Annotated in this window: 19 protein-coding genes and 6 pseudogenes; 16 read left to right on the forward strand and 9 right to left on the reverse strand. The window is 42.6% G+C overall.

Annotated elements, in window-relative coordinates; all coding sequences use genetic code 11:
- Nucleotides 1–13 precede the first annotated feature (13 nt).
- The 7 genes and pseudogenes from MHH25_RS07255 (at nucleotide 14) to MHH25_RS07285 (ending at nucleotide 5,127) form a co-directional block, all read left to right on the forward strand.
- Nucleotides 14–1,639, forward strand: a complete 1,626-nt coding sequence (locus MHH25_RS07255; RefSeq protein WP_340019614.1) for an ABC transporter ATP-binding protein — start codon at nucleotides 14–16, stop codon at nucleotides 1,637–1,639.
- A gap of 257 nt (nucleotides 1,640–1,896) precedes the next feature.
- A pseudogene (gene tnpA, locus MHH25_RS07260) lies at nucleotides 1,897–2,239 on the forward strand (IS200/IS605 family transposase); the annotation flags it as partial.
- A 65-nt stretch (nucleotides 2,240–2,304) separates the two neighbouring features.
- Entirely contained in the window at nucleotides 2,305–2,931 is a 627-nt protein-coding gene (locus MHH25_RS07265; RefSeq protein WP_340019615.1) for a transposase, read from the forward strand.
- A 15-nt stretch (nucleotides 2,932–2,946) separates the two neighbouring features.
- The gene (locus MHH25_RS07270; RefSeq protein ID WP_340019616.1) at nucleotides 2,947–3,141 is read left to right on the forward strand and encodes a hypothetical protein; all 195 of its coding nucleotides are present in this window, start codon (nucleotides 2,947–2,949) and stop codon (nucleotides 3,139–3,141) included.
- A 67-nt stretch (nucleotides 3,142–3,208) separates the two neighbouring features.
- Complete coding sequence (locus MHH25_RS07275) at nucleotides 3,209–3,547, forward strand: integrase core domain-containing protein (RefSeq protein ID WP_340019617.1); 339 nt, start codon at nucleotides 3,209–3,211, stop codon at nucleotides 3,545–3,547.
- A gap of 87 nt (nucleotides 3,548–3,634) precedes the next feature.
- A pseudogene (locus MHH25_RS07280) lies at nucleotides 3,635–3,718 on the forward strand (IS200/IS605 family transposase); the annotation flags it as partial.
- 1,124 nt (nucleotides 3,719–4,842) lie between these two features.
- Nucleotides 4,843–5,127: an IS3 family transposase gene (locus MHH25_RS07285; RefSeq protein ID WP_340020465.1), complete on the forward strand. Its 285-nt coding sequence runs from the start codon at nucleotides 4,843–4,845 to the stop codon at nucleotides 5,125–5,127.
- Nucleotides 5,128–5,537: 410 nt separating this feature from the next.
- Here the strand turns inward: MHH25_RS07285 and MHH25_RS07290 are convergent.
- From MHH25_RS07290 to MHH25_RS07300, 3 genes and pseudogenes are all read right to left on the reverse strand, one after another.
- Nucleotides 5,538–6,568 (reverse strand): annotated as a pseudogene (locus MHH25_RS07290) (IS3 family transposase).
- Nucleotides 6,569–7,234: 666 nt separating this feature from the next.
- The gene (locus MHH25_RS07295; RefSeq protein WP_340019618.1) at nucleotides 7,235–7,681 is read right to left on the reverse strand and encodes a hypothetical protein; all 447 of its coding nucleotides are present in this window, start codon (nucleotides 7,679–7,681) and stop codon (nucleotides 7,235–7,237) included.
- 26 nt (nucleotides 7,682–7,707) lie between these two features.
- Nucleotides 7,708–8,619 (reverse strand): transposase, encoded by a 912-nt coding sequence (locus MHH25_RS07300; protein ID WP_340019619.1) that lies wholly within the window; start codon nucleotides 8,617–8,619, stop codon nucleotides 7,708–7,710.
- A gap of 412 nt (nucleotides 8,620–9,031) precedes the next feature.
- On the opposite strand from MHH25_RS07300, the gene MHH25_RS07305 reads away from it, so the two are divergent.
- From MHH25_RS07305 to MHH25_RS07315, 3 genes are all read left to right on the forward strand, one after another.
- Nucleotides 9,032–9,298, forward strand: a complete 267-nt coding sequence (locus MHH25_RS07305) for a winged helix-turn-helix domain-containing protein (protein WP_340019620.1) — start codon at nucleotides 9,032–9,034, stop codon at nucleotides 9,296–9,298.
- 42 nt (nucleotides 9,299–9,340) lie between these two features.
- Nucleotides 9,341–9,604, forward strand: coding sequence for a transposase (locus MHH25_RS07310; RefSeq protein WP_340019621.1), 264 nt, complete (start codon nucleotides 9,341–9,343; stop codon nucleotides 9,602–9,604).
- A gap of 232 nt (nucleotides 9,605–9,836) precedes the next feature.
- Nucleotides 9,837–10,886: a serine hydrolase domain-containing protein gene (locus MHH25_RS07315; RefSeq protein ID WP_340019622.1), complete on the forward strand. Its 1,050-nt coding sequence runs from the start codon at nucleotides 9,837–9,839 to the stop codon at nucleotides 10,884–10,886.
- Nucleotides 10,887–11,060: 174 nt separating this feature from the next.
- Here MHH25_RS07315 and MHH25_RS07320 read toward each other — a convergent pair.
- A pseudogene (locus MHH25_RS07320) lies at nucleotides 11,061–11,962 on the reverse strand (IS30 family transposase).
- A 316-nt stretch (nucleotides 11,963–12,278) separates the two neighbouring features.
- Between MHH25_RS07320 and MHH25_RS07325 the strand changes: the two are divergent.
- Nucleotides 12,279–13,061, forward strand: coding sequence for an AraC family transcriptional regulator (locus tag MHH25_RS07325; protein WP_340019623.1), 783 nt, complete (start codon nucleotides 12,279–12,281; stop codon nucleotides 13,059–13,061).
- Between the two features lie 66 nt (nucleotides 13,062–13,127).
- Here the strand turns inward: MHH25_RS07325 and MHH25_RS07330 are convergent, their stop codons facing one another.
- Nucleotides 13,128–14,390 (reverse strand): IS701 family transposase, encoded by a 1,263-nt coding sequence (locus MHH25_RS07330; RefSeq protein WP_340020466.1) that lies wholly within the window; start codon nucleotides 14,388–14,390, stop codon nucleotides 13,128–13,130.
- A gap of 158 nt (nucleotides 14,391–14,548) precedes the next feature.
- Here MHH25_RS07330 and MHH25_RS07335 point away from each other — a divergent pair, with 158 nt between their 5' ends.
- Together MHH25_RS07335 and MHH25_RS07340 are read left to right on the forward strand one after the other, a co-directional pair.
- Nucleotides 14,549–15,007, forward strand: a complete 459-nt coding sequence (locus MHH25_RS07335; protein ID WP_340019624.1) for a transposase — start codon at nucleotides 14,549–14,551, stop codon at nucleotides 15,005–15,007.
- Nucleotides 15,008–15,431: 424 nt separating this feature from the next.
- Nucleotides 15,432–15,571, forward strand: a pseudogene (locus MHH25_RS07340) (IS4 family transposase); the annotation flags it as partial.
- Here MHH25_RS07340 and MHH25_RS07345 read toward each other — a convergent pair.
- Entirely contained in the window at nucleotides 15,553–15,768 is a 216-nt protein-coding gene (locus tag MHH25_RS07345) for a hypothetical protein (RefSeq protein WP_340019626.1), read from the reverse strand. The pseudogene MHH25_RS07340 and the gene MHH25_RS07345 overlap by 19 nt on opposite strands.
- Nucleotides 15,769–17,893: 2,125 nt before the next feature.
- Nucleotides 17,894–18,064 carry a hypothetical protein gene (locus MHH25_RS07350; RefSeq protein WP_340019627.1) on the reverse strand — a complete coding sequence of 57 codons (171 nt, stop codon included), beginning with the start codon at nucleotides 18,062–18,064 and terminating at the stop codon, nucleotides 17,894–17,896.
- A 723-nt stretch (nucleotides 18,065–18,787) separates the two neighbouring features.
- On the opposite strand from MHH25_RS07350, the pseudogene MHH25_RS07355 reads away from it, so the two are divergent.
- From MHH25_RS07355 to MHH25_RS07365, 3 genes and pseudogenes are all read left to right on the forward strand, one after another.
- Nucleotides 18,788–19,750: pseudogene (locus MHH25_RS07355) on the forward strand (IS630 family transposase).
- 134 nt (nucleotides 19,751–19,884) lie between these two features.
- A complete protein-coding gene (locus tag MHH25_RS07360; RefSeq protein ID WP_340019628.1) occupies nucleotides 19,885–20,301 on the forward strand; it encodes a helix-turn-helix domain-containing protein in 417 nt (138 codons plus the stop codon).
- A gap of 212 nt (nucleotides 20,302–20,513) precedes the next feature.
- Nucleotides 20,514–20,939: a helix-turn-helix domain-containing protein gene (locus MHH25_RS07365; protein WP_340019629.1), complete on the forward strand. Its 426-nt coding sequence runs from the start codon at nucleotides 20,514–20,516 to the stop codon at nucleotides 20,937–20,939.
- Nucleotides 20,940–21,047: 108 nt separating this feature from the next.
- Here the strand turns inward: MHH25_RS07365 and MHH25_RS07370 are convergent, their stop codons facing one another.
- Nucleotides 21,048–22,019, reverse strand: a complete 972-nt coding sequence (locus tag MHH25_RS07370; protein WP_340019630.1) for an urease accessory protein UreD — start codon at nucleotides 22,017–22,019, stop codon at nucleotides 21,048–21,050.
- Nucleotides 21,925–22,644 (reverse strand): urease accessory protein UreG, encoded by a 720-nt coding sequence (gene ureG / locus MHH25_RS07375; protein WP_017690021.1) that lies wholly within the window; start codon nucleotides 22,642–22,644, stop codon nucleotides 21,925–21,927. Before ureG ends, MHH25_RS07370 begins: the two co-directional genes overlap by 95 nt.
- Nucleotides 22,645–22,662 lie beyond the last annotated feature (18 nt).

The following is a 22,662-nucleotide window of genomic DNA, read 5'->3' on the forward strand; positions in this document are numbered from 1 at the left end:
GGGAGTGAAATTGATGGTTTTAAATGTGATGAAGATTGTGAATTTGATGGGAGAACGAAAGAGGTCCTTTCTAATCACTGTGTTTTTAAGTGCTGTTTTCGTCTCTTTAACATCATTTGTTGTAAATATGATATTTAAAGATGCAATTAACTCATTCGTATATTCTGACTATAATTTACAAAAAAGAGCGCTGATTTTATGCGGGATTTGTATAATACTGATTCTTATAAGTACACCGTTTACTTCGTATATATGTAATAATATAGCAAAAAAAAGTATATATAAAATTAAAATTGATTTATTTTCACATATTATAAGACTACCCCGATTATCATATTTTGATAAAAAGCCCAAGGGAGAAATTCAATCACTAATGACAAATGATGTAGGTAGTGTAGAAGCAATTTATGGTGGGCAACTATATTTCCTTCTCTTTAATGTAATTAGTGGAACAACAGGTCTAATTGCAGTATTGTATCTTAATTGGAGGTTAGCTATTGTTAATGTGTTTTTTGTTATTCTAACCTACTTTGTTAATTTTTTTTATTCCAAAATACTGAATAAAAAAGGACAGGAAATTCAAGAACATCGAAGCAACTTTACTAGTTTTTTCTCTGAACTGTTTAACTCTGTACGTACCATCAAACTTTTTAATGCATATAGTACAATTAATAAAAAGTTTGAGCATATCAATAGTGATCTTATACAAAAAAAGAAAAAAGTAGCAGCTTACGAAGGTATTATCGAAGGACTTAACAATTTTCTTTCCTCTGCGACTTTTGTGAGTATCATAGGTATCGGAGCTTTTATGGTGCAAGAAGGAATGACTAACTGGGGTACTGTTATAGCTATTCTTGCCTTTAAAGCAATGATTGATGATCTCATTAAAGTGGGAAATTCAATATCTTCTTTACAGACTTCCGTAGCTGGTGTAGAGCGTGTATATTCAGCATACACAGAGGATATTGAAGTGGAAAGTAAGTCTATTATAAATGAGCTTATAGAACTAGGACAAAAGAAACCTGTTGTTACTTTTAGTAATGTATCCTTTTGTTATAGTGATAAAAAAAAGGTGCTTGATAATATTAATTTTATAGCCTATTCAAATACAAAAGTAGCGATTTTAGGTCCAAGCGGAGAGGGGAAATCGACGATTGCTAAATTAATAGTGGATCTATATAAACCGACGACGGGTACTATATTATTACAAAGTGATGTCGCATATGTGCCTCAAGACGCTTTTATTTTTGATGAAAGTATATATAACAATATACTTTATGGAAAACCTAACGCTACTAAAGATGAGGTTTTGCAAGCAGCAAGAAAAGCTAACGTTTTAGATTTTGTTAATGAGTTTCCGAAAGGATTTGAAACAAGGGTCGGGGAAAATGGAAGTATGCTTTCAGGAGGGCAAAAACAAAGAATTACTATCGCACGAGCTTTTTTAAAAAATGCTGGAATCATAGTTATGGATGAGCCTACATCAGCTCTTGATTCAGTTTCAGAGAAAAAGGTATTGCATGCTATTGAGAACTTAATGGAGGGGAGATGCACTATTTTCATTACTCACCGGTTAGAATCAATTAAGGATTTTGATTATGTTTATCGCATTGAAGATGGTCAGATCAAAGTAATATGAATCATCTACAAATTAAGGAGTAGAAGCTATCTAAATGGATTATGGTATCAATCATGGTGAAAATTCACTCGAATGAACGGTCTAAAAATTTGGAAATGGCCCGATTTTTTTTATTATGGCTTTAGCCAGTTGAGTGCATGAAATGCGCGAAACAAAAAACCACCCGCTATGCGGGTGGAGGGGTGGAGGGATTGAGGGTTTGACCACCAAGACTACAAATTGAGATGTTCAGGCTCAAAAGAAAGGAATGGTTTAGGGTGGCAAACAAGAGCTACAGCCTAGCTCACACAAAGTGGATGTGCAAATACCACATTGTATTCACCCCGAAGTATAGACGGAAAGAAACCTATAATCTTAGTAAGAAAAGATTTAATCGAAATCTTCAGGCGATTATGTAAGTATAAGGGAGTAGAAATTATAGAAGGTCACATGATGCCCGATTATGTCCATATTTTGGTAGCGACCCCACGGAAAATAGCTGTTTCAACGTTCATGGGAGATCTACAAGAAAAAATTTCTTTATTGATCTTTGAGAAGCATGCTCAGCTAAAGTATAAATACGGAAATTTAAAATTCTGGGCAGAAGGATACTTTTTAGCCCCCTAGGAGACTTGGACAGTATACCCCTTAATTAAATACAATAGTGTTAGACGGAGGGGAACGTTATGAAACGAGTACAATATGATCTGGATTTCAAGATGGAAATCGTTCGAAAAGGGAATGAAATGGGGAACTTCACAGCCGTTGCAAGACAGCATGAACTGGATCCCAAAATGGTATTACGATGGGCAAGAGACTTAAAGCGTAAGGATGTGGATCAGTTAGATAAAGCCAGCAAAAGACAGGTAGCCTTCATCCCCACGGCTGAAGATTTTAAACAACTAGAGCATGAGAATGAAAAACTGAAGAAGCTATTGGCGGAACAAGCCCTGGAAAGGGAAATTCTCAAAGACCTACTAAAAAACAAACCCAAACTTACGGATAAAATAGAGATTGCTCGTAAATATATCGGTGGAGGGCATTGCATCACCTTCGTGCTTCGTGTGCTGGAAGTTGAACGATCAACGTACTATGCCCATGTGAATAAAACTGCACGGAATTCAATCCAAAGGAGAGGTCGTCCTGCACCAGGTTACTCCTTTACCTCCACTGGAACCCCCGTGAGTGATGAAGAAATCTGCGAATGGCTAATGGAGTACTTAGCGGGTGAGGGAGTCTCTTATGGTTACCGCAAGCTGACTGTACTCCTGAAACGACGCCATCAGCTTGTGATGAACAAGAAAAAAGTATAACGACTGTGTAAGCGTATGAATGTCTTACGTCCGCAGCGTGAACTGAAACGTAAGCATCCGCGAAGACTGGCGAACAACCGCGTCATTGCAGGCTCAAATCAGTTGTGGGAAACGGACATTAAGTACGGCTGGATCGCTGGTGAGAGTCGATTCTTCTTCATTATGTGCATCTTAGATGTGTTGATCGTGCCATTATTTCGTATCATCTAGGGTTAACCTGCGAAGCGAAGCATCTAGTTCAGATCACTCAGGAAGCCCTGATGAGGCGTCAGATACTATGGAAGCGAAGCCTTTTATACGCTCGGATAATGGCCCACAATTCATCAGTCACCGGTTTGAAGAGGCTTGTGAAACGTTTGGAATCCTTCATGAACGGATTCCCCCACGAACACCAAATAAGAATGCTCGTATCGAATCTTTTCATTCTATTTTGGAGGCGGAATGTTATCAAAGGCATGAATTCGAGTCGTATCCAGAGACCTATGAGATCGTCACACAGTTTATTCAGGATTATAATCAGCAACGGATTCACGGAAGTATTTACGACCTATCTCCCTATGAATATATCGATGCGTTGAAAGAAAATCTGGTAAAACCGAAAGAAATCAAGGTCTGAATACAGAATTCGAAGGAAACAAGAGCAATTCCGAGAAATTTTATTAGAGCATCTGGTTAAGAGGTGCAGTGTCCAACATAAGGGTGTTCAGCCGGATATGATGTGAGTATAGTGGGCTTAAATGAAGGAACTGTAGCAAAATATATACGTGAACAAGAAGCACATGACTAAGCCATAGATAAGCTGAGTATACAAGAGTACAAAGATCCATTCAGTAGCAACAAGAGCGAAAATAAACCAGTGCAACTGGTGAGTGAAAGTGACAAATAACACTGAGCTTGAACAGATTTGTGGTCAGGCTAGAGTTTTAGACGTAGTTTGTCCCCCCCCCCTATGAGCAAACAACCCGTCGGACGGTTGGTCATGATTGTAGGCGTGCGCAGAGACACGGATCATCCAGTTGGTGAAAATCTAATCAAGGGAAGGGCAGCCACCTTTGTGGCTAGGATCTTCGCACATAGCGAAAACATCGACAAAAGTACCTTTCAGAGATAGATAGAGCGACAACCTAAGGCCTCGATATGAAGTGAATCCTACTGTGGCATCAAAAGACACTCGTGAAGGGGTGAAGCGCACCCTTAGAATAGACATTGTAATAAACTCTTGGTTTATCTGAGGGATACCAAGGAGTGCCATTTTTTATGCCAATAATAGAAAGCAGTCTAAGAAACATATTCATATGAAAACAAGATGGAGGCAATATGGCTTCACCTCAAAGAAGGATGGACATTGAGAAATACATACGATTATATAACCATAACCGTCGCGACGCAAACTTAATAAGCTTGCTCCGGTGAAGTGCCGGAATTGAAGTGCACGCATTAGAATAGACATTGGAAGACCCCTTGGGTTTAACCGATGAAATTCTAGGGGGTTCATTTTTGTATGACCATAAAGAGATAAAAGTTTAAAACGTATTCGGAGAAGGTTAAAAAGAGGCCATTCGTCAACATACTGTTGTTGAGGGGGGGACTTACCGAAAGATTAATGAACATTTGGGGATTCATGACCCAGAACGAATGAAGAGATGGATGTGAAAAAACCGGGAACAAGGGGAGTTCGGACTGATGGATCAGCGAGGTCGCCGAAAAGCATTCATGGATCAAGACCGATATGCGCAACACTTGAACCGGGAGAATGAGTTACTAAAAAGTGCTTGGTAACCTGAAAGTCGGAAGCAAACAAGAGAGATCTCAAATCATGGAAAAGGTAGCGGCATACGGTGATATCCAGAAACTCTGCCATGTGTTTGGCGTTTCCCGGAGGGGGTTTATACCTATGTAAAACGCAAACGAATCGATCGCGATGCAAAGGCGAAGAAACAGGTGTTTCAAACGTATCAACGAAATGAAGGCAAATATGGTTATCGACAGCTCCAGTTATTCCTTTGGCAAGGTCAGGGGACTTGGATGAGCGACAAAAAGGTGCTCCACCTGATGCAAATGCTCGGTATCCAATCTCGAATTCGTCGTAAACGACGCTCCAGTAGCTTGTTTGCACCTGCACAGCGTGTAGCAGAGAACCACTTGAAGCGAGACTTCAGTGCGGAAAAATCGAATCAGAAATGGGGAACGACATGACCCAGTATCGTGTGGGCGAGCGCGGGGTATATCTTTAAGCCATAAAGGATCTGTTTAAACGAAATTTTGGCTTCCGAAATGGGAGAACGCAAGGATAATGAACTCGTGCTCTGCGCATTCAGCAAAGCGTTTGCGAAGCAAAAAGACGTGACTGGACGGCCGTACACAGCGACCCGTCCCATGCTTACCATGACATGCTGCCAAAGGTTGGTGTCCAAATCAGCATGTCTCGTCGATAAAATTGTTATGACAACGCTCTTATGGAGAGCTTCTTCTCCCATCTCAAAACGGAAGGGCTCTACTCTTATCATATCCGAACGGTTACCGGAACAATTAAAGAAAAATCGGGGAATATATTTGTTTTTACAACCGAAAACGGCCGCAACGGAAATTGGATTGTCAACGTTAAATCAGACAACTTTTTTAAGGGCTGCTTGACGATACTGAACAGGTGTCATGTACCCAGTGATCCGTGAATGCGATGCTTGTTAAACCAGTTGACGTAGTCGTATAATTCCAATTTTAGATGATGAAGGCTTTGGAATTCCATCCGGTAGATAAACTCCGTTTTCATGACTTGTAGGTGGCTTCAGCCACGGCGTTATCGTAAGGACATCCTTTCTTGCTGAGTGACCGGCCAATACCAAAGGTTTTGAGAAGCTGATCCATCGTTTGGTTGTTAAACTCGCTGCCGCGATCCTTATGAAACAATGGATCTGGCTGATATCGCCCTCTACCGTTGCGAAGGCACGCATCCTTCGCCGGACCTGCGCTATGGCCTATAATCTCTCGATTGAACAAATCAATGAGAATACAAATGTAGTCCCACCTTTGCCCTACCTTCACATAAGTCAGATCGCTGACAACGAAACGTTGGTTTCCTTCTGTTCAAACGCACGATCAGATACATTTGCCGTCGTTGCCTCATTACAAGCCGTTTTGTGGGGCTTAAACTGGGCAATGGTATACGTGGAAACGAGGCCCTGTTCTCGCATGATTCGGCCTATACGGCTTCGAGAGACGATGACTCCTTGTTCCTGAAGTGCTACTTTCAGCGATTCTTGTGGAAAATCTCCACAATGGCTTTGGTAAATTCATCTTCCTTGGGCTGTTCCTTTGCTTCATAGTAGAACGTGCTTTTCGCGATTTCGAGGACGTCACACATTGCTGATACCGAGTATTTACCGCGGTTATTTTGGATGATAGCTACTTTCGTCCTATGATCAGCGCGGCTTGCTTTAAAATATCATTCTCCATCCGTAGACGTTGGAGTTGTTTACGCATAGCGATTAATTCGTTTTCTTCAGGCGAACGATTGTCCTTTTCTTTGAAGGAACCGGTTGCCTTCGATTGCTTGATCCAGCGATCTAAAGCCGAAGCGGTGAGGTCGTATTCCTCCACAAGGGCTACCTGGACTTCCCTTTTCATAGAGCTGCACCAACTGTTTTTTTAAACCCGGTTGTAAACGTTCGTCGTTGTTGTTTTAGGCATGGTAGAGATCCGCTCCTTCATATGATAGATTTATTCTACAAGCCATTATTTTTATTGTCCAACTAAGTGTAGCCGATCCACTCATCTGTGAAGCCGAGTGTAAGGAAGTATCCTTTGTATTTCGATGAAACGAAGTACTAAAGGGACGCAACACCGTATTGTGCAAAGTCTGCAAATGCAAAAGAAATGGGGTAGTCGCGACGTTGTTAACTTTTTAGCCATGCATTTCCGGAAAACCAAAGTGGAGACATCCCAAGGTAAGTTACACTACGCAGCGTGGCAACGAAAAGGCGGTCAAAGATTCAAGGATGAAGAAAATATACTACACGAAGTATGGTTAAAATAATAAAATGTAATATATTGGTTATTTTAAGGTGGCTAACCGATGGCTTGCGAAGGAGAGACAGTACAGGGGATGGATAGGATCACGATCATTGAATGCGCTGATTAAAGCAGGGGTGAATTCTGCTGTAAATGTCCGGCGTACTCTTGGCATTGTGGATAGCTAATCTTTATCTGTTTATTCTACTCTACTATACTAATCAGTAAAAAGTTCTCCAACGCGAAGAAACCAGCGAATTGCGCTCCGCATCAGCGTTTTCCTGCTTGGATTTAATTATTGCGTTATGGATACATGCGGATTTTGAGCAAACAGGCGAAAAATAGATTTGGGCAAATAAGCAGCAACACTGGCTTCGGAGACCACCGTATGGGAGGGCGTTCGCAAATAGCGGAAAAACAGCCCCGTGGTTCGGCCTGAAAACTGCAAGGCAACGAGTTGCAGGAGTCCCATCGCAATGCACTGGCACATGACGAATCCCTCGATCGCCTGGATCGTTTTCTGGATGCGCTGCCGGTCTTGCTCGTTCGTTACGGCTTCGAGGGGACGCGCATCCTTATTTCTCAAAAACCGGTTTAACTTCGGCATGGACTTGCTCCAGAAGCGGTAGCCAAAGGCACCCAGCACCTGTTTCATTTCACGGAACATACTCTCGATCTTAGTGCGATAGCCGTATAAGCGGATGATGTCTGGCGCCGCTAGGCTCAAATCCGTACTGACCAAAATGGAGCAGCCGCCCTCATACACGACTAAGACAAAGTGTAATTCCTGATATAAACCCTGCCCCAAAGCAGATCTAGGCACAGAAATTGGACCGTCTCTTCTTTGCCGTACAGCGAAAGGGTTGTCGTTTGAAAATCGGCAGCACGAGTCGTGAACAACGCCTTCAGTTTAATCGGCTGGCCTTTTTTCGGCGGTCGACCACGTCCGGGCTTCTTCGCAGGAGGATGCTCGTAGGCGACCACATTCGATTTAGCTTTGGTGACCAGGTTCATGCGTGTTTCGGAAGCGAGGTGGCACGCATTCAGCCGCTCCAAGGCCGGAACCGACAAGAAGTACCGATCCAACAGTAGCAGCGCTTGACCGAAGCCTTTCGCAGCCTCGAAACCCTGTTCAATCATCTGAACGACATGGGAAGGCGTCTCTACTTCGCTCGCGAACTTCTTCCAGCCCAGAATGGTTTGGAGACCGTCTTGTAGATTCATGAACAAAGGTAAGCAGAACCATTTCCGGGAATCGCCGACCAGAATGCCAATAGCGCCGAACAAATGACCAAAGATATAGTCCCCTTTGGAAACATTTTCGGATTCCTGATGGAGTTTTTTGACCCCTGGCATCCGGCGGCCTTCCTTGGCTTGTTTCATGCCATCGCCGACGAGGACCACGCGATTCTGAATCACGAGCAAAGGTGCATGCCGGCGCACGACCTGAAGCCACTTCTGCCTTAGCATGGAGGTGGACCAGCCGGACGAACGGAAGAAGTGAATCAGTGTCTCATAGCAGCGGCTATTCAGGTTGAGGTCCCGAATGACGGAAGTCACGCCTAGAGCGTCGGAGCGCAGCATAAAGCCGACGATGATCACGACAAACCAATCGAAGGTGGCTTTATGAGAGAAGCAAGAGCGAAATGGAAGTAGAAGTTGATTCATGTATTTGAGCATAGGTATGTTCAATCGCTCGCATATGGGATAGACTGTTTATTGTAACCCATCTGGCGATTATTCCTTTCGTGTGAGAACTAAAGGATACCATAATTCGCTCAGCTGGGTTATTTTTCTATGCGTTAATTTCGACAAGAACTTTTGACTGTCCAGTACTATATAGAAAGTATTTAAGAAACTGCCGAGTCATTCCAGTCGCCAAATCGGGTAAAGAATAGTAATAATTTACCCGATTTGGCGATGAATATGAGTAACAAAGAAATCGAGTGGTTGAATGCAGCGATGAAACAAACATGGTACAAACGACTCTACGAAAGTTACCTAGCAGTCCGTCTTCGTCTGGAAGGACATACGTTTGAAGAGATCGGTAATCTACTCAGTCGCGCGCGTCAAACGGGAGTTTGGCATCAACATGAGCGTGCGTGTGATCAGAGAGATACTAAAAAGGATGAACTTCAGTTTTACCAAAGCCACGTATACGCTTGTCAACGCAGACGAGGACGCTCATGCATATTTCAAAAAGCACACCTTTGCAGCGCTCAAGAAACAGGTTGAAGCGGAAAAAATTGATCATTTGCTCTTTGAAGACGGATTGATGATCCGATCCTATCAAGCGCTGCAATACAATTGGTTTCCGCGTGGCAGACAACGTAAAGTGCCAACGTACGGTAACCACTAAGGAGCCAAGTTGTTCGGTGCGATTAATTATTAAACCGGGCAGGTGCATCACCGGGAAGAAGAAAAGGCTGATACCACAGCCTTTATTCGATTTCTTCAGGATCTTCTCTCCGCGTATCCAAGTGGGAAAATCGCCTTGATTCTGGACAACAACCGGATCAATCATGCTACGGAGTTACAGCCTTTTTTTACGGAACATCCACGTATGCAGTTGGTCTTTCTACCGCCTTACAGCCCAAACCTTAATCCGGTTGAAGGGCTAATGGCTATGGCTCAAAGCAAATGTAGTGAACAATGTCTTTTTTGAAAAGTTCTATAAGATTAAGATTCATGTGAGCCAATTTATGAAGCCAATCAATAAGCATCTGCTGAGAACCGTCGATCGCCTGCTAGTAAGGCTATGAACTTAATTGGGGTCTATATATCCCTTAATTTTCTGTCCAACTAAGTGAAGTCGATCCGTAGCCGTCATAGATCTCAGACTTGATCAAACTTATAATAAATTACCCGAATTCAAATTTTAATAGAAGGAGAATTTCATGTTAAAAGAAGAACTTGATGAATTTATATCAAAAATAGAAAACAAAAATATTATTCCTGGTATGGGTATCAGTATAATTGAAAACGAACAAGCACCACTTATTTCAACTTATGGATTTGCTGAGATTAAAAATAAAATTCCAATGTCTGATGATCATCTTTTTCAGGTAGCATCTTTATCTAAGCCAGTAACAGCATGGGGGATAATGTTACTTGTTCAAGAAAGGAAAATTAAATTAGATGATCCTGTGAATAATTACTTAACAAAATGGAAGATTCCATCTAATTCTTACGATTCCAATAAAGTTACAGTAAGACAATTACTTTCGCACACAAGTGGGATATGTCCAGTTGAATACCAAGGAATTCAATTAGCGGGAGAAGTTTATACATTAGAAGAATCTTTAAAAGGAAAATACTCATTTACAACTAAAGTAGAACTCCTCCATCCGCCTGGAAACCGTTTTTTATATACAGGAGCTGGATACACAATTTTACAATTATTGATTGAAGAGGTAACGGGTGATCGTTTTGAGGTTTACATGGAAAGTAAGGTACTGATACCATTAGGACTTCGAAAAAGTACTTATAAATGGGAATCAGTGCTTGATAAAGAAATATCTCGATCATATAATCTTTTCGGAGAAGAATTACCACAAAAGATATTTCCCGAGAAAGCCGCAGCTGGGCTTTTATCAACTCTTCCCGACATAACTAAATTTGTGCAAGCCAATATAAACTATACTGGCTTGCTTAATAAAAGTAGTCTTAGTATGCTTCATTCTCGTGTCCATAGAGCGATTCCCTACGGATTGGGTTTCCAAATAACGACACTTGCAAATGGTAATCGTATTATTTTTCACAATGGCCATATCAATGGATGGAGTTCTTCGTTCATATTTACTACTAACTGTAACTCGGCTCTTATTATTCTAACAAATAGTGAAAGTGGCCATTATGTGATAAGAGACTTAATTACATTGTGGGTTCAGAGAAAGTTTAGTAATGTCACTGAAAATAGCCTTAAATCGATATTACCCCAAAATTAATAGTACATTAATATTTATTCAAATCTCATGTTGTGTAGTACCGTCCAGGCCGCGAGTCAAGAAAAAATGCTTGGTAAACGAAGCTGCATTGGCTGAAATGGCAGCTCTACTAGTTTTGCTGGATAAGGCTCGAGATGAGAAAATTAGAGCTAGTCGTTTATAGATGACTGATTGTCAAACCAAGTGTGAAAGCTCCTCTATGAAAGATTCGTGAGAGGTTCTCCAACCTAAACATTTTCGTGGTTTGTGATTGATTAGACGGAGTGAATGGGCGAGATCTTTATCCTCTACTTGAGCGAGATAGGTACCTTAAGGGAGAAACTCTCGCAGTAACCCGTTCGTATTCTCGTTTATGGGCAGTTTCCCAACTCGCATAACATGCAAATTCTTCTCCTCGGTCAGCTGTAGCTGTGAGGAAGATCCCTGTGGGGTGCTGTGAGATCGCTACACCAAGGGCAATTTCCATCGACAAAGCGGTACGATCGGGCATGAGGATAGCGGTATATAGGCGTGTCTTGCGATCTATTAACGTGGCTACACATCCTTTGCTTTTCCCACGCCCCGATACAAAGGTATCAAGTTCTCAGTGCCAAATATTTCACGGGAACGAACCTCTTTCGGGCGATCCGAAATGGAACGGCCAATCGTGAATTTGCACGAGTTTCTGTCGGTTTTCGACGCTTTCCTTTGTGCCGAAGAACTTGTAGTTCGCTTCGAACTAAGCGTCCCTCGTAGATCCAGCGATAGATGATCTTGAAAGAGATTACAGGCAAGCCTTGCGTACGTAACCGTTCCGTGATTTGCTCTGGAGACCACGTCGCCTGAAGCTTTTCCTCCAAGGAAACAGCCAGTTCACTTGACCATTTCCCAAGAGAGACAGAAACTTTACGGCGTGCCTGATAAGATGGGCTTGTTTTGCATGATAGGGTTGCCTTAGAACGGCACACACTCCAATTCCGGTAAATCGTCAACGGATGCCTTCCCAGCTCTTTTGCATTGGCTCGTGAACTATGACCTTGCTGGTGGAAAATTTCTAACTTGCTGCGCTCAATTATGCTAAGATGTGTATACCCCATGGTGAATTCTCCTTGTGTGAATGAGTGTGTGTGAACTTTCATGCCACACGAATCCGACCATGGGCCCTTTTTATTTATTTCCAGTAGGTGTCGCACTTCATATTACAATCCATTAGATAAATAGGTAATTACAATCCGCTATATTACTAACGAGATATGTCCCAACTTTGAAAATATATTTCATAATTTTACAATAGAAGGTATTATATTCATAGGAAAGAAATAGGGAAAGTGCTAACGATGAGTAGAACTTATCTAAGTAGTGAGCTAAAAAGCCCATTCCCATACTTAAAATCATGTAAAGGAAGATATTAATATGCTTAAAATCAAGCTCATTAGAAAGCAAGAAATTTTACTATCAGGAAATGCCCTGCCATGGGGAATGGATTTAAATGATCTTTGTTTGATGCACTTCAAATTCACTACCTCTATTAGTATTTCAAAAAAAAAAATTATAATGCTTCCAGATTCTTTTGTAGTATCAAAAAATATTAAAATTCATAACAATGTGAGCTCCTTAATTCAGATTAGTGGAATAGTATTCACTGTGTCTGAGTCATTGGTTAATAATGTAAAACTTCCGATTGTAATTCAAAAGAATTCTATAGGTTACTCACAGCTTAAAGAAATTTTCTCTTTAATCTATAACCAAGAGATCAAAGAGAAAAATATTGAGTTATTAAACAGTTCTTTATTAGAAAGTATCTTTTTGATTTCTAGATATCCACATAAATTTGACTGTAAACTTCATGGGAAAATTGATCAGAGACTAATAATTGTCAATCGTACAATACGTAAGCACTATAATGATCCATTAACCCTGGAATATTTGGCCGGATTAATAGAATGTACTCCTCCCTATCTTTCTTTTATGTATAAGAAGGTTTTTAATATCTCTCCTATAAAGTTTTTACAAGCTTTCCGAATGAAAAAATCTTTAGACATTATTATTAATAGTGAATTATCCATTGGTGAAATTGCAAATAAAATTGGCTATGTATCTCAATCGCAGTTCACATCTATATTTAATAAATATTTTGGTATATCTCCTAGCTCGTATAGAAATTTAATGAAAGGTAAAAAGAAACACTTATATTAAAATAAATAACTGTACTTGCCAATAATCTATTCAAATATTTGTAAGTTAAAAAACCTGACAGTATCCCTATGCGACTCTGAGCCGCGTTTTAATTTGGTCTAATGTCGCCCCGCGCTGAGCTTGGTTGCAGATATATTCAATCATGTCATGCTTTTTCTGAATGCGGTAGCCATGTATCCCGTCGATTAAGCTTCCGTGGTTACGACACGTACAACACAGCGCGGAAAAAAAGAGCAGGGTCAAGTAACGGTCAATGCCCTGAGCTGAACGAACCTGGTAACGCTCCATGGCCAGCTGAACTTTCACCGTACGAAAATAGGTTTCAATGGTCCAACGTTTGCTGTAAAAGTTCAATATTTCTCCATTACTCAGGGAAACATCCGTACATAGAAAAGCTTTCATTTGCTTGGGATCAATGCCTTCTCCATCTTTCCAACGCAGGAGCAATACAGCGTTCTCTACTAAATTAAGCTTGCCTTCATAACGATATACTCGGTAAGCGGAGGAGCCAATGGTCACCAGATCGGTATCCGTTTTCGAGATGTACGAAGCAAAGCTTTGGAGTGATTGACGGATGCCTTGCGGATAGAAAATTCGGTTTGTTTTCAAACCACTAATGACATGAAAGCCGCGCTCCGCGCAGGTTTGAAGTACGGAAGTAGATGGATACCACGAATCCATCAGGACGTAGGTCCGGCAGGAAGACATCGGGACGGCCTGAATCATATCACCCGCGAGTTCGATTTTACTTTTTCCTTGTGGATAGTAACACGCTGTGGCAAAAGGAAAGACCTGATCCCCTGAGCGAAGTAGGGTTTGAACCACTGCGTGCCCATAAACATGCCGCCGCTTGAGGTGAGAATGTTGAAATGAAGCCCCTTGAATCATGTGTGCGGCCTGTGACGAAGGCTGGATTTTTTCACACACGGCGTCATCCAGAATAACGAACATGGGGCTACATTCTCGCTGAGCACACGCTTTAACCTGCTGAAAAGCGACACGTTGAACGATGCGTTCCAGGTAAGAAGCATCCCATTTTCCTTGAGTTAAGAAATGACTCAGTGTCCGACGATCTCGTTCCTTCAAGCTTTCCCTTTGAATATCCGTTAACGTTCCCGTAAATCCGGTTGAAAGCATCCCATCCACGAAGTGTTTGATGTGGTGAAGGACAGTTTTGGAGAAAAAGAGTGAAAGCTTCCACTCTTCAAACCGATTGTTCAGTGGTCTTCTTGTGATAAAATAAACGTATGAGACATGTCTTTTCTCTCCTGCGAGAGTAGTTGGTCGTACTTCTATTTTACGCAGAGAGTCAAGTGTGTCTCTATTTATATTTCATGGAACTAGTTTTGGGCAAGTACAGTAAATAACTCAACTTTCGCACCTAGAATATCGAGCTAACCCCCTTGTGGGTGTAAGGGAATTTCAACAAAACTAATTCTATTGACAAAAAAACTCGCTTGTTGGGTATCATGGAAGTGCGACCAACCATGCCAACCAAAAAGGTCTTTAACTCTATGGTACAACAACATTTCCTGTCGGAACAGTCTCGTTTTTCCAAACTTTTTGCCACGCTTCGTATTGGGAAAGCTCTACGAAACAGGCATTTCCAAATTGTTCGGTCTTTCCAGTTTGGCGATTTTTCGGATCGTATTCTCGCTGGTCTTCGAAGGAAAGAACTGGTTTCGTCTTTTGGGAGCGACCGCGGTGCAGACCTTCTAGGTAAAGATGTTGTCTATCGGTTCTTGAATCAATCTTCTTTTTCGTGGCGGCGATTTTTGCAGACGGTAAGCCTTCGGATCGCACGCCATTTTGAATCGCTCATTTCCTCCAAACGGATGCGTGTATTTATTGTTGACGATTCGGTACTTAGCCGAAACCGGAGTAAAAAAGCTGAGCGGCTGGCACGTGTGTTTGACCATTCTACAGGCAAAATCACTGAAGGCTAAATCATGCTCACGCTCGGTTGGTACGAAGGTTTTAGCTTTAACTCAGCTGGATTTTGTCATGCTGTCCTCAGCTAAGCTGGTCAATCGTTTTTGCGAAATCGCTTCCCATTTCACGAAACGCAGTATCAGATACAAACGCCGAATGCAGTTGTTCACTTGCTGGATCAGGCTTTACATGAAGGGTTTACAGTCAATTACGTGCTCATGGATAGCTGGTTTACGAAGGTACCTCTGCTTCGTCAGTTCGCAGATAGCTTTCCGTGATTGAGATGATCAAGGAAAGCGAATGAGTCCACATGAAGTGTTTCAATGTCTGCCCAAATCCGACTCAAAAGACGTCAAAGCTTCTATGATTGTACACACGTCGTGTGGTCTTCTGTGAAGTTTCTCTTTGTGCGCAACCAGAATAAAAAAGGGGGGATAGCTTGCTATTTTAAGCACAGACGTGAAGCTGGATGAGAACGAGATTGGAAGAGCTACGGGTTGCGTTGGAGTATAACCTTTTTTAAAGTCACCAAAAGCTACTTGAAATTAGGAACGGAGTTTCAGGGTCGTTCCTTTGACCTCAGTGGCAGGCCTGTAGGCATTTCAAAGCCGGAACCGACAAAGAAGTAGCGATCCAAGAGCAGCGGCGCTTGACCGAAGCCTTTGGCGGCCTCAAATACTTGTTCAATCATTTGTACAACATGAGAAGGCATTTGCGTCTCGGTATTTGTTTTCTTCCAGCCTAAAATGGTTTTAATGCCGTTTTGCAGATTCATGAAAAAGAGCAAACTAAACCATTTTCGAGAATCTCCGACCAGAATGCCAATCGCTCCAAACAAATGCCCGAAGATGTAGGAATCTTTGGAGACGATCTAGGATTCCTGATGAAGTTTCTTGACTCCCGACATCCGGATACCTTCCTTCGCCTGCTTCATCCTGTCACCTACAAGGACGACACGATTCTGAATCAGCAGTAAGAGTGCAGAGCGGCGAAAGTGAAGGAGTGTTTTATAGCAACGACCACGCAGGGAAAGATCTCGAATGACGGAAGTGACCCCGAGATGGTCGGAGTGCAGCATAAAGCCGACGATGATCGCAATAAACCACTCGAACGTGGCCTGTCTGGAAAAGCAAGAACGAAACGGAAGTAAATGTTCATTTAATGTTTTGAGCATAGGTATGTTCAAGCGCTCGCAAATGGGGTAAACTGCTTATTGTAACCCAGATGGCGATTATTCCTTTCGTGTGAGAACTAAAGGATACCATAATTAGCTAAATTGGTTATTTTTCTATGCAACGATTTTTTGACAAGAACTTTTGACTCTCCAGTATATATAAACTCGGAAGGAAACAGAGAGGCGAATAAAGTATTACGATAATGTTCAGTAAAAAAAGCGACATGTACAGGCTACGAAAGACAGTACTAGTCCCCCTTTTGGATTTTGTATAGTTTCTAACTGATTTTTGTTGAATATTACCATATAGATTGAACTGTGAAAATTATGAACGAACCAGTAGTCTATCAATTACTTCAAGAGGGCACTAATTGAACCATTTCATGAAGGCTACAAAAACGGATGATGTGAAGTTTATAAGAAAGACATTGTTTACGACATATTGTTTCACAACCCTACGACAGGATTAAGCTGAGGACTATACTTAGGCAAAAAAAACAAGCGCAGTCTTGGATGCTCATGAAGAAAGAGCTGGATCTTATCTGAATGATAAGTGTGAGCGTTGTCTGAAACAATAACGAGTCCACTTTGGGATATGCCTACGGGCGATCGACCAAAAACCGATGAAAGGTCGTTACATCGAACTTTTCCTCTTCTGGGTGAATTATAGGTTTTGTAGTCGATGGTAGTAAACAGTTTCGCTCTTTTATGTTCGGCATGAGTCAAGATCTTTAGTGAGTTTAATTTTGTGTTTAAGTAATATTATATAAAAAAAGAGCTTTAATCATGAATTCATCTTCGAACAATAGATGGTCGATCTTCACTAGATTAACTGTTCTTTAGCTCAGGTAAAGTCACTTCTTCAAATTGTTTCTGTTAGAGGTTGTTCAAAAAGTCCGCTTTTGATTACGAAGAATGCCTAGTGGCATCATCAGCATCGAAGTTGGAATTCAGCCGAAATGTCCGTTGCTCACGTAGTTTCCCTACGCTCCGCTACTCCATTTCTAGATTCATCCCATCTTCTCGGTACTGAAAATCGGTCTTTTTGAACACGCACTGTTACTCTTTCTTACCTGATTTTATGCAGTTTTTAAATTTAAAATTTCAATCTATGCCCAGATAGAAGAGGAAAGTGATTGTCGTATATATACAAAAGAAAATCAATTATTCAGTAACAATAGTAGATGATGCACATTCTCTCAAGAAACACATCGATGCCGTTTACTTATATACTGTCTTGGAAAATCTGAAGATGCTTGCTTAGATCGAGTCTCGCTATACTATCTCTGATCCTTACCTCACCAACCTCACCTCGATAGGTAGTTTTGAATGTTATAGTCTATCATGATCGAGCGATTATGTTCCATTGAAGGAAGTACTTTTTCACATTCAAGATTATGTTAAAATCATGAGCATTTACTATCATATGATAAGGATAGAGTCCTTCCGCTTTCAGATGCGAGAAGAAACTCTCCAGAGATGCATTGTCATAACAATTTCCTCGGCGAGACATGTTGATTTGGGCACCAAACTTTGGCAGCATGTCGTGGTAAGCATGAGACGTGTACTGGAACCCCTGGTCGCTGTGAACGACCAGCCCGGTCACGTCTTTTTGCTTTGCAAATGCTTTGCTGAATGTGGGGAGCACCAGTTCATTGTCGTTGCGTTCGCCTATTTTCTTTTATGGCTTAAAGATATATCCCGAGCTCGCCCACACGATACTGGGTCATGTCGTTCCCCATTTCTGATTCGGTTTTTCCGCACTGAAGTCTCGCTTCAAGTGGTTCTCTGCTACACGCTGTGCAGGTGCAAACAAGCTACTGGAGCGTCGTTTACGACGAATTCGAGATTGGATACCGAGCATTTGCATCAGGTGGAGCACCTTTTTGTCGTTCATCCAAGTCCCTTGACCTTGCCAAAGGAATAACTGGAGCTATCGATAACCATATTTGCCTTCATTTCGTTGATACGTTTGAAACACCTATTTCTTCGCCTTTGCGTTGCGATCGATTCGTTTGCGTTTTACATAGGTATAAACCCCCTTCGGGAAACGCCAAACACATGACAGAGTTTCTGGATATCACCGTATGCCGCTACCTTTTCCATGATCTGAAATCTCTCTTGTTTGCTTCCGACTTTCAGGTTACCAAGCACTTTTTTAGTAACTCATTCTCTCGGTTCAAGTGTTGCGGATATCGGTCTTGATCCATGAATGCTTTTCGGCGACCTCGCTGATCCATCAGTCCGAACTCGCCTTGTTACCGGTATTTTCACATCCATCTCTTCATTCGTCCTGGGTCATGAATCCCCAAATGTTCATTAATCTTTCGGTAAGTCGACCCTCAACAGTATGAAGACGAATGGCCTCTTTTTAACCTGCTCCGAATACGTTTTAAACTTTTGTCCCTTTATGGCTATAAAAAGTGCACTCCCTAGAATTTTATCGGTTAAACCCAGGGGTCTTTCTTTTTTTTGTCAAGAGCTAGACGGATACATTGCTGGGGTTAAAAGGCTGAGTATCTATATAAGTTGAATTAAAGATTAGAAAACTATGGTAAGGATTTTGTGGCTACTTGTCGAAGTAATATAGACAATAACTTCAGACAGGCAGGGGAATTTAATGGACTTTAAAGTATCCTTTCAAGAGATCGAAACTGCGATGAAGCAAGCAAAGAAACGTCGGATGTACAAACGGTACCAGACACTGTATTTGTTTCTGCAAGGAACCGAAATTTATCAAATTGCTCATATGATAAATCGAAGTGCGAAAACCGTAAAAGGTTACATTGTGGCGTATCAAAGCGGAGGGCTTTCGGGTCTCCAAATGAATCATTCACCAGGTGCACCTAACTTCAGAACAACAAGAACAGTTGAAACAAACGATCGTGGGCTCCGTTCCGCATGATGTAGGCTTTACGGCGCGGCACAATTGGACACTGGAGATCATTGCTGCCCTGATTGAGCGGGAATTTGGCATAACGTATTCGCTTCGTGGTATCTCCAAAATGATGCATCGCCAGGGACTAAGATACACCAAACCAACGTATACCTTGGCAGCGGCGAACGAAGAAAAACAACGAATCTTTACAGAATCCACGTTTCCCAACTTAAAAAAAGAGTGATAAAGGAAGAAATTCAACATGTCCTTTTTGAAGATGAATCCATGATTCGCGACTACCAAGTGATTCAGAAAACGTGGTTTCTCCGCAGAAAGCAACGGATGATTCCAACCACAGGTAAACATCGCGGAGTCGAACTGCTGGCAACTGTGGACTATGTAACAGGCAAGATTGTGTGGCAGGAAGATGAGCAGTATACCGCAGAAACATTTCTATGTTTCTTGAAAAAGGTTGGAAATGAATACCCCACAGGCAAAATTGTGATGATATTGGACAATGCCCGAATCCACCATGCCAAGCTGCTGATCCCGTTCCTCACGGAGATGGAAATGGCTTAAATCCGATGTGATTAACAACGTCTTCTACCACACGGTTACTGAAATTCGAACCAACGTACAGCATTCATGGACGAGATTATGAAACTGCCTATGACGATCATTGACCGGCTCTGTGTCAGGTTCTAGTCATTCGTTTCTTTAATTCAACTTATATAGACAGATTATGGTATGATTATGGATATGGTGTTTCTAGGAAAAGGTTGAACAACAAGATATAGCAATAATTTATGATCATGATTACGGTTGGGAGGCGGTCTTGTATGGAGTCGATCTATGAGCGAATTGAGCATCTGATTGGTGAACGGGAAATGACCAAGAAAGCGTTCTGTCAGCAGTTGAAGATTAGCACAGGTAATCTGGGTGACTGGAAACGCGGCAAGTCTATTCCGAGTACAAATAAACTGATTGAAATCGCTTCGTTTTTTGATGTGAGCCTGGATTGGCTCGCGATTGGACGGCCATCGAAGGAATCGATGGTACGGGAAAAACGAGAGGATTATTTTTTTGACGTGTTACGGCAATTTAATTGCCAACAAAGTGAGTTGTCGACTGAGGAGCAGTCTTTTATTAGTGAGTTCATTGAATTTACCCGCTATCGCAAGGCAAAGGAAAGCAGGAAATCCGACGAGTTTCGATATACAGAACATCCTAAACCGGAAGCGGATGAGTCTGTGTGAATGGGGCTGGCCCTTCACCAAACAACTGCTAGGATGTGGAATTTTCGTATGCATGCGGAAGTGAAGTCCTTTATGGTGTACGTGGGGACTGAGGGATGAAAACGCTGAGCATTTAGGTGGACTGTGGTATAATTATGTATATTGTTGTCTTCAGGGGATTGGTTGGGGACAAGAAATGGTTTTGATTATTACGGTTGGAAGGCGGTTCTTGTATGCAGTCGATCTATGAGCGAATTGAACACCTGATTGCCGAACGAGGAATGACCAAGAAGGCTTTCTGCCAACAGCTGAAGATTAGCACAGGCAATCTGGGTGATTGGAAACGTGGCAAGTCTATTCCGAGTACGAATAAGTTAATTGAGATTGCTTCGTTTTTTGATGTGAGCCTCGACTGGCTCATGATTGGGCGTCCATCGAAGGAAGCGATGGTTCGGGAAAAACGGGAGGATTATTTTTTTGACGTTTTGCGGCAATTGAATTGCCAACAAAGTGAATTATCGACTGTGGAACAGTCTTTTATCAGCGAATATATTGAGTTCACCCGTTACCGTAAATCCAAGGAAAGCAAGGATGCTGGCGACTATCGCTATAAACCTGAGAACAAATCAGAGAACGATTCTGAGGAAAACGAAGCGTAAGTGAGATGAGCAGCATCCATAGACTGAATGTACAAAAACCTCTGGACTAATCCGAACACACTCGGAGACAGTTCAGAGGTTTTTTGGTGTTAACTATGCTTGATGCCCTTATTTACGAAAGACAAGAGTTTCTTTGCCCAGCAGATGTGGGCGGAGTGTGTTCCAGATCTGAAGACACTGCTCCTGAAGTTCCCAAGCTGCCATGCCAAGGAGTCGAACGCCGATGCCTCCGGTTGCCAGCAAACTTGCACCTGCGAGCATTCGCCCATCTGGTGGCAGCGCAAATCTGACTTGCTCCAACTCCGCAGTACCAAGACCTGGGGCAATCATCCATAACGCAGCGGTATGTGTGTAGTGAAGGAGAGACGCTGAGTGTTTGGGATCATCGGTATCCGGTTCGAGTCCGAATCGATCCCAGACAGCCAGTTGTTCACCTTGCCATATCTCCGTCAAGCTGCGGTAACGCTCGAATTGGAAGGCTTCTCCCCGATGAATCCGTCCGGCAGACCAGATATCTGCATAGGCCAGGATTGCCTGTTCTTCCAGCTCAAAGGTTACAGTGAGCGAAGAAGAACTTCCCTTGAAGGGAATGACGCATTCAGGGAAGTATTCCAGCGTGGCCCCTTTTCCCAACCGAAAGTGATGATTAACGGATGAAGGAATGGAAGGTGTGGGATGGAGTCTGGTAGCAGATGTGCTGCTCAACATGACATGGGTGCCTTCACCTAATTCCCACTCGGAATGATAATGATCCCCGTTAAGGACTCCGGGCGAGACGTCTGACGTGTACACACATAATTCGGTTCCGCCTCCGGGAGGTCGAAAGGATCGGCTAAACCGGAGCGGTGCGCTGTAATAACGATCGGTCATGACAGTCCGGTCGCCTTGAGAGGCAAAGGTGGCCCGAAGCTCGCTGCGGCGTGTGACGGGCGCACCTGCACTTTCATTCCCATTTACCTCTGTTCCGGTGGGGACAGAAGATGAATTAATGCGAGTGAGTGCCATGTTCATGGCTGTGTGAATGCAGATGTGCAGCGGAAGCATCGTCATCCATATATTGATGTTCAAGCCAGTGGACAATCTCGGACACACCTTCACCGCTCATTAGATTAGACATGACATAAGGGCGGCCTTCGCGTACCCGCTCGGTATCATTTTTCATAACTTCCAGGCTTGCTCCAACATAAGGGGCAAGGTCGGTTTTATTGATTAACAGCAGATCTGAACGTGTGATGCCGGGACCGCCTTTGCGAGGGAGTTTCTCCCCTTGGGCAACGTCGATAATGTAGATGAACACATCAGCCAGTTCCGGGCTGAATGCAGCGGAGAGATTGTCGCCGCCGCTCTCGATAAAGATTAGTTGCAGATCCGGGAAACGTTCAATTAACTCGTCAACCGCTTCGAAATTCATGGAGGCATCTTCGCGAATAGCCGTGTGCGGGCATCCGCCTGTCTCTACGCCGATAATGCGCTCTGGTGCCAATGCATTCTGACGCAGCAAGATTTCGGCATCTTCCTTGGTGTATATGTCATTGGTGATGACAGCAAGGCTATAACGTGTACGCAGTGCCTTGGACAGCTTCTCCACCAGGGCTGTTTTACCTGAACCTACCGGTCCGCCAATTCCAATTCGCATCGGACGACTCCGATCAAATGCCTTGCGTTCCCACTCCGGATGATGCGTATGATTAGCTCCTCCACACATAACAATTCCTCCTTGGTT

The organism is Paenibacillus sp. FSL H3-0457, from assembly GCF_037981725.1.
GTDB lineage: Bacteria > Bacillota > Bacilli > Paenibacillales > Paenibacillaceae > Paenibacillus > Paenibacillus amylolyticus.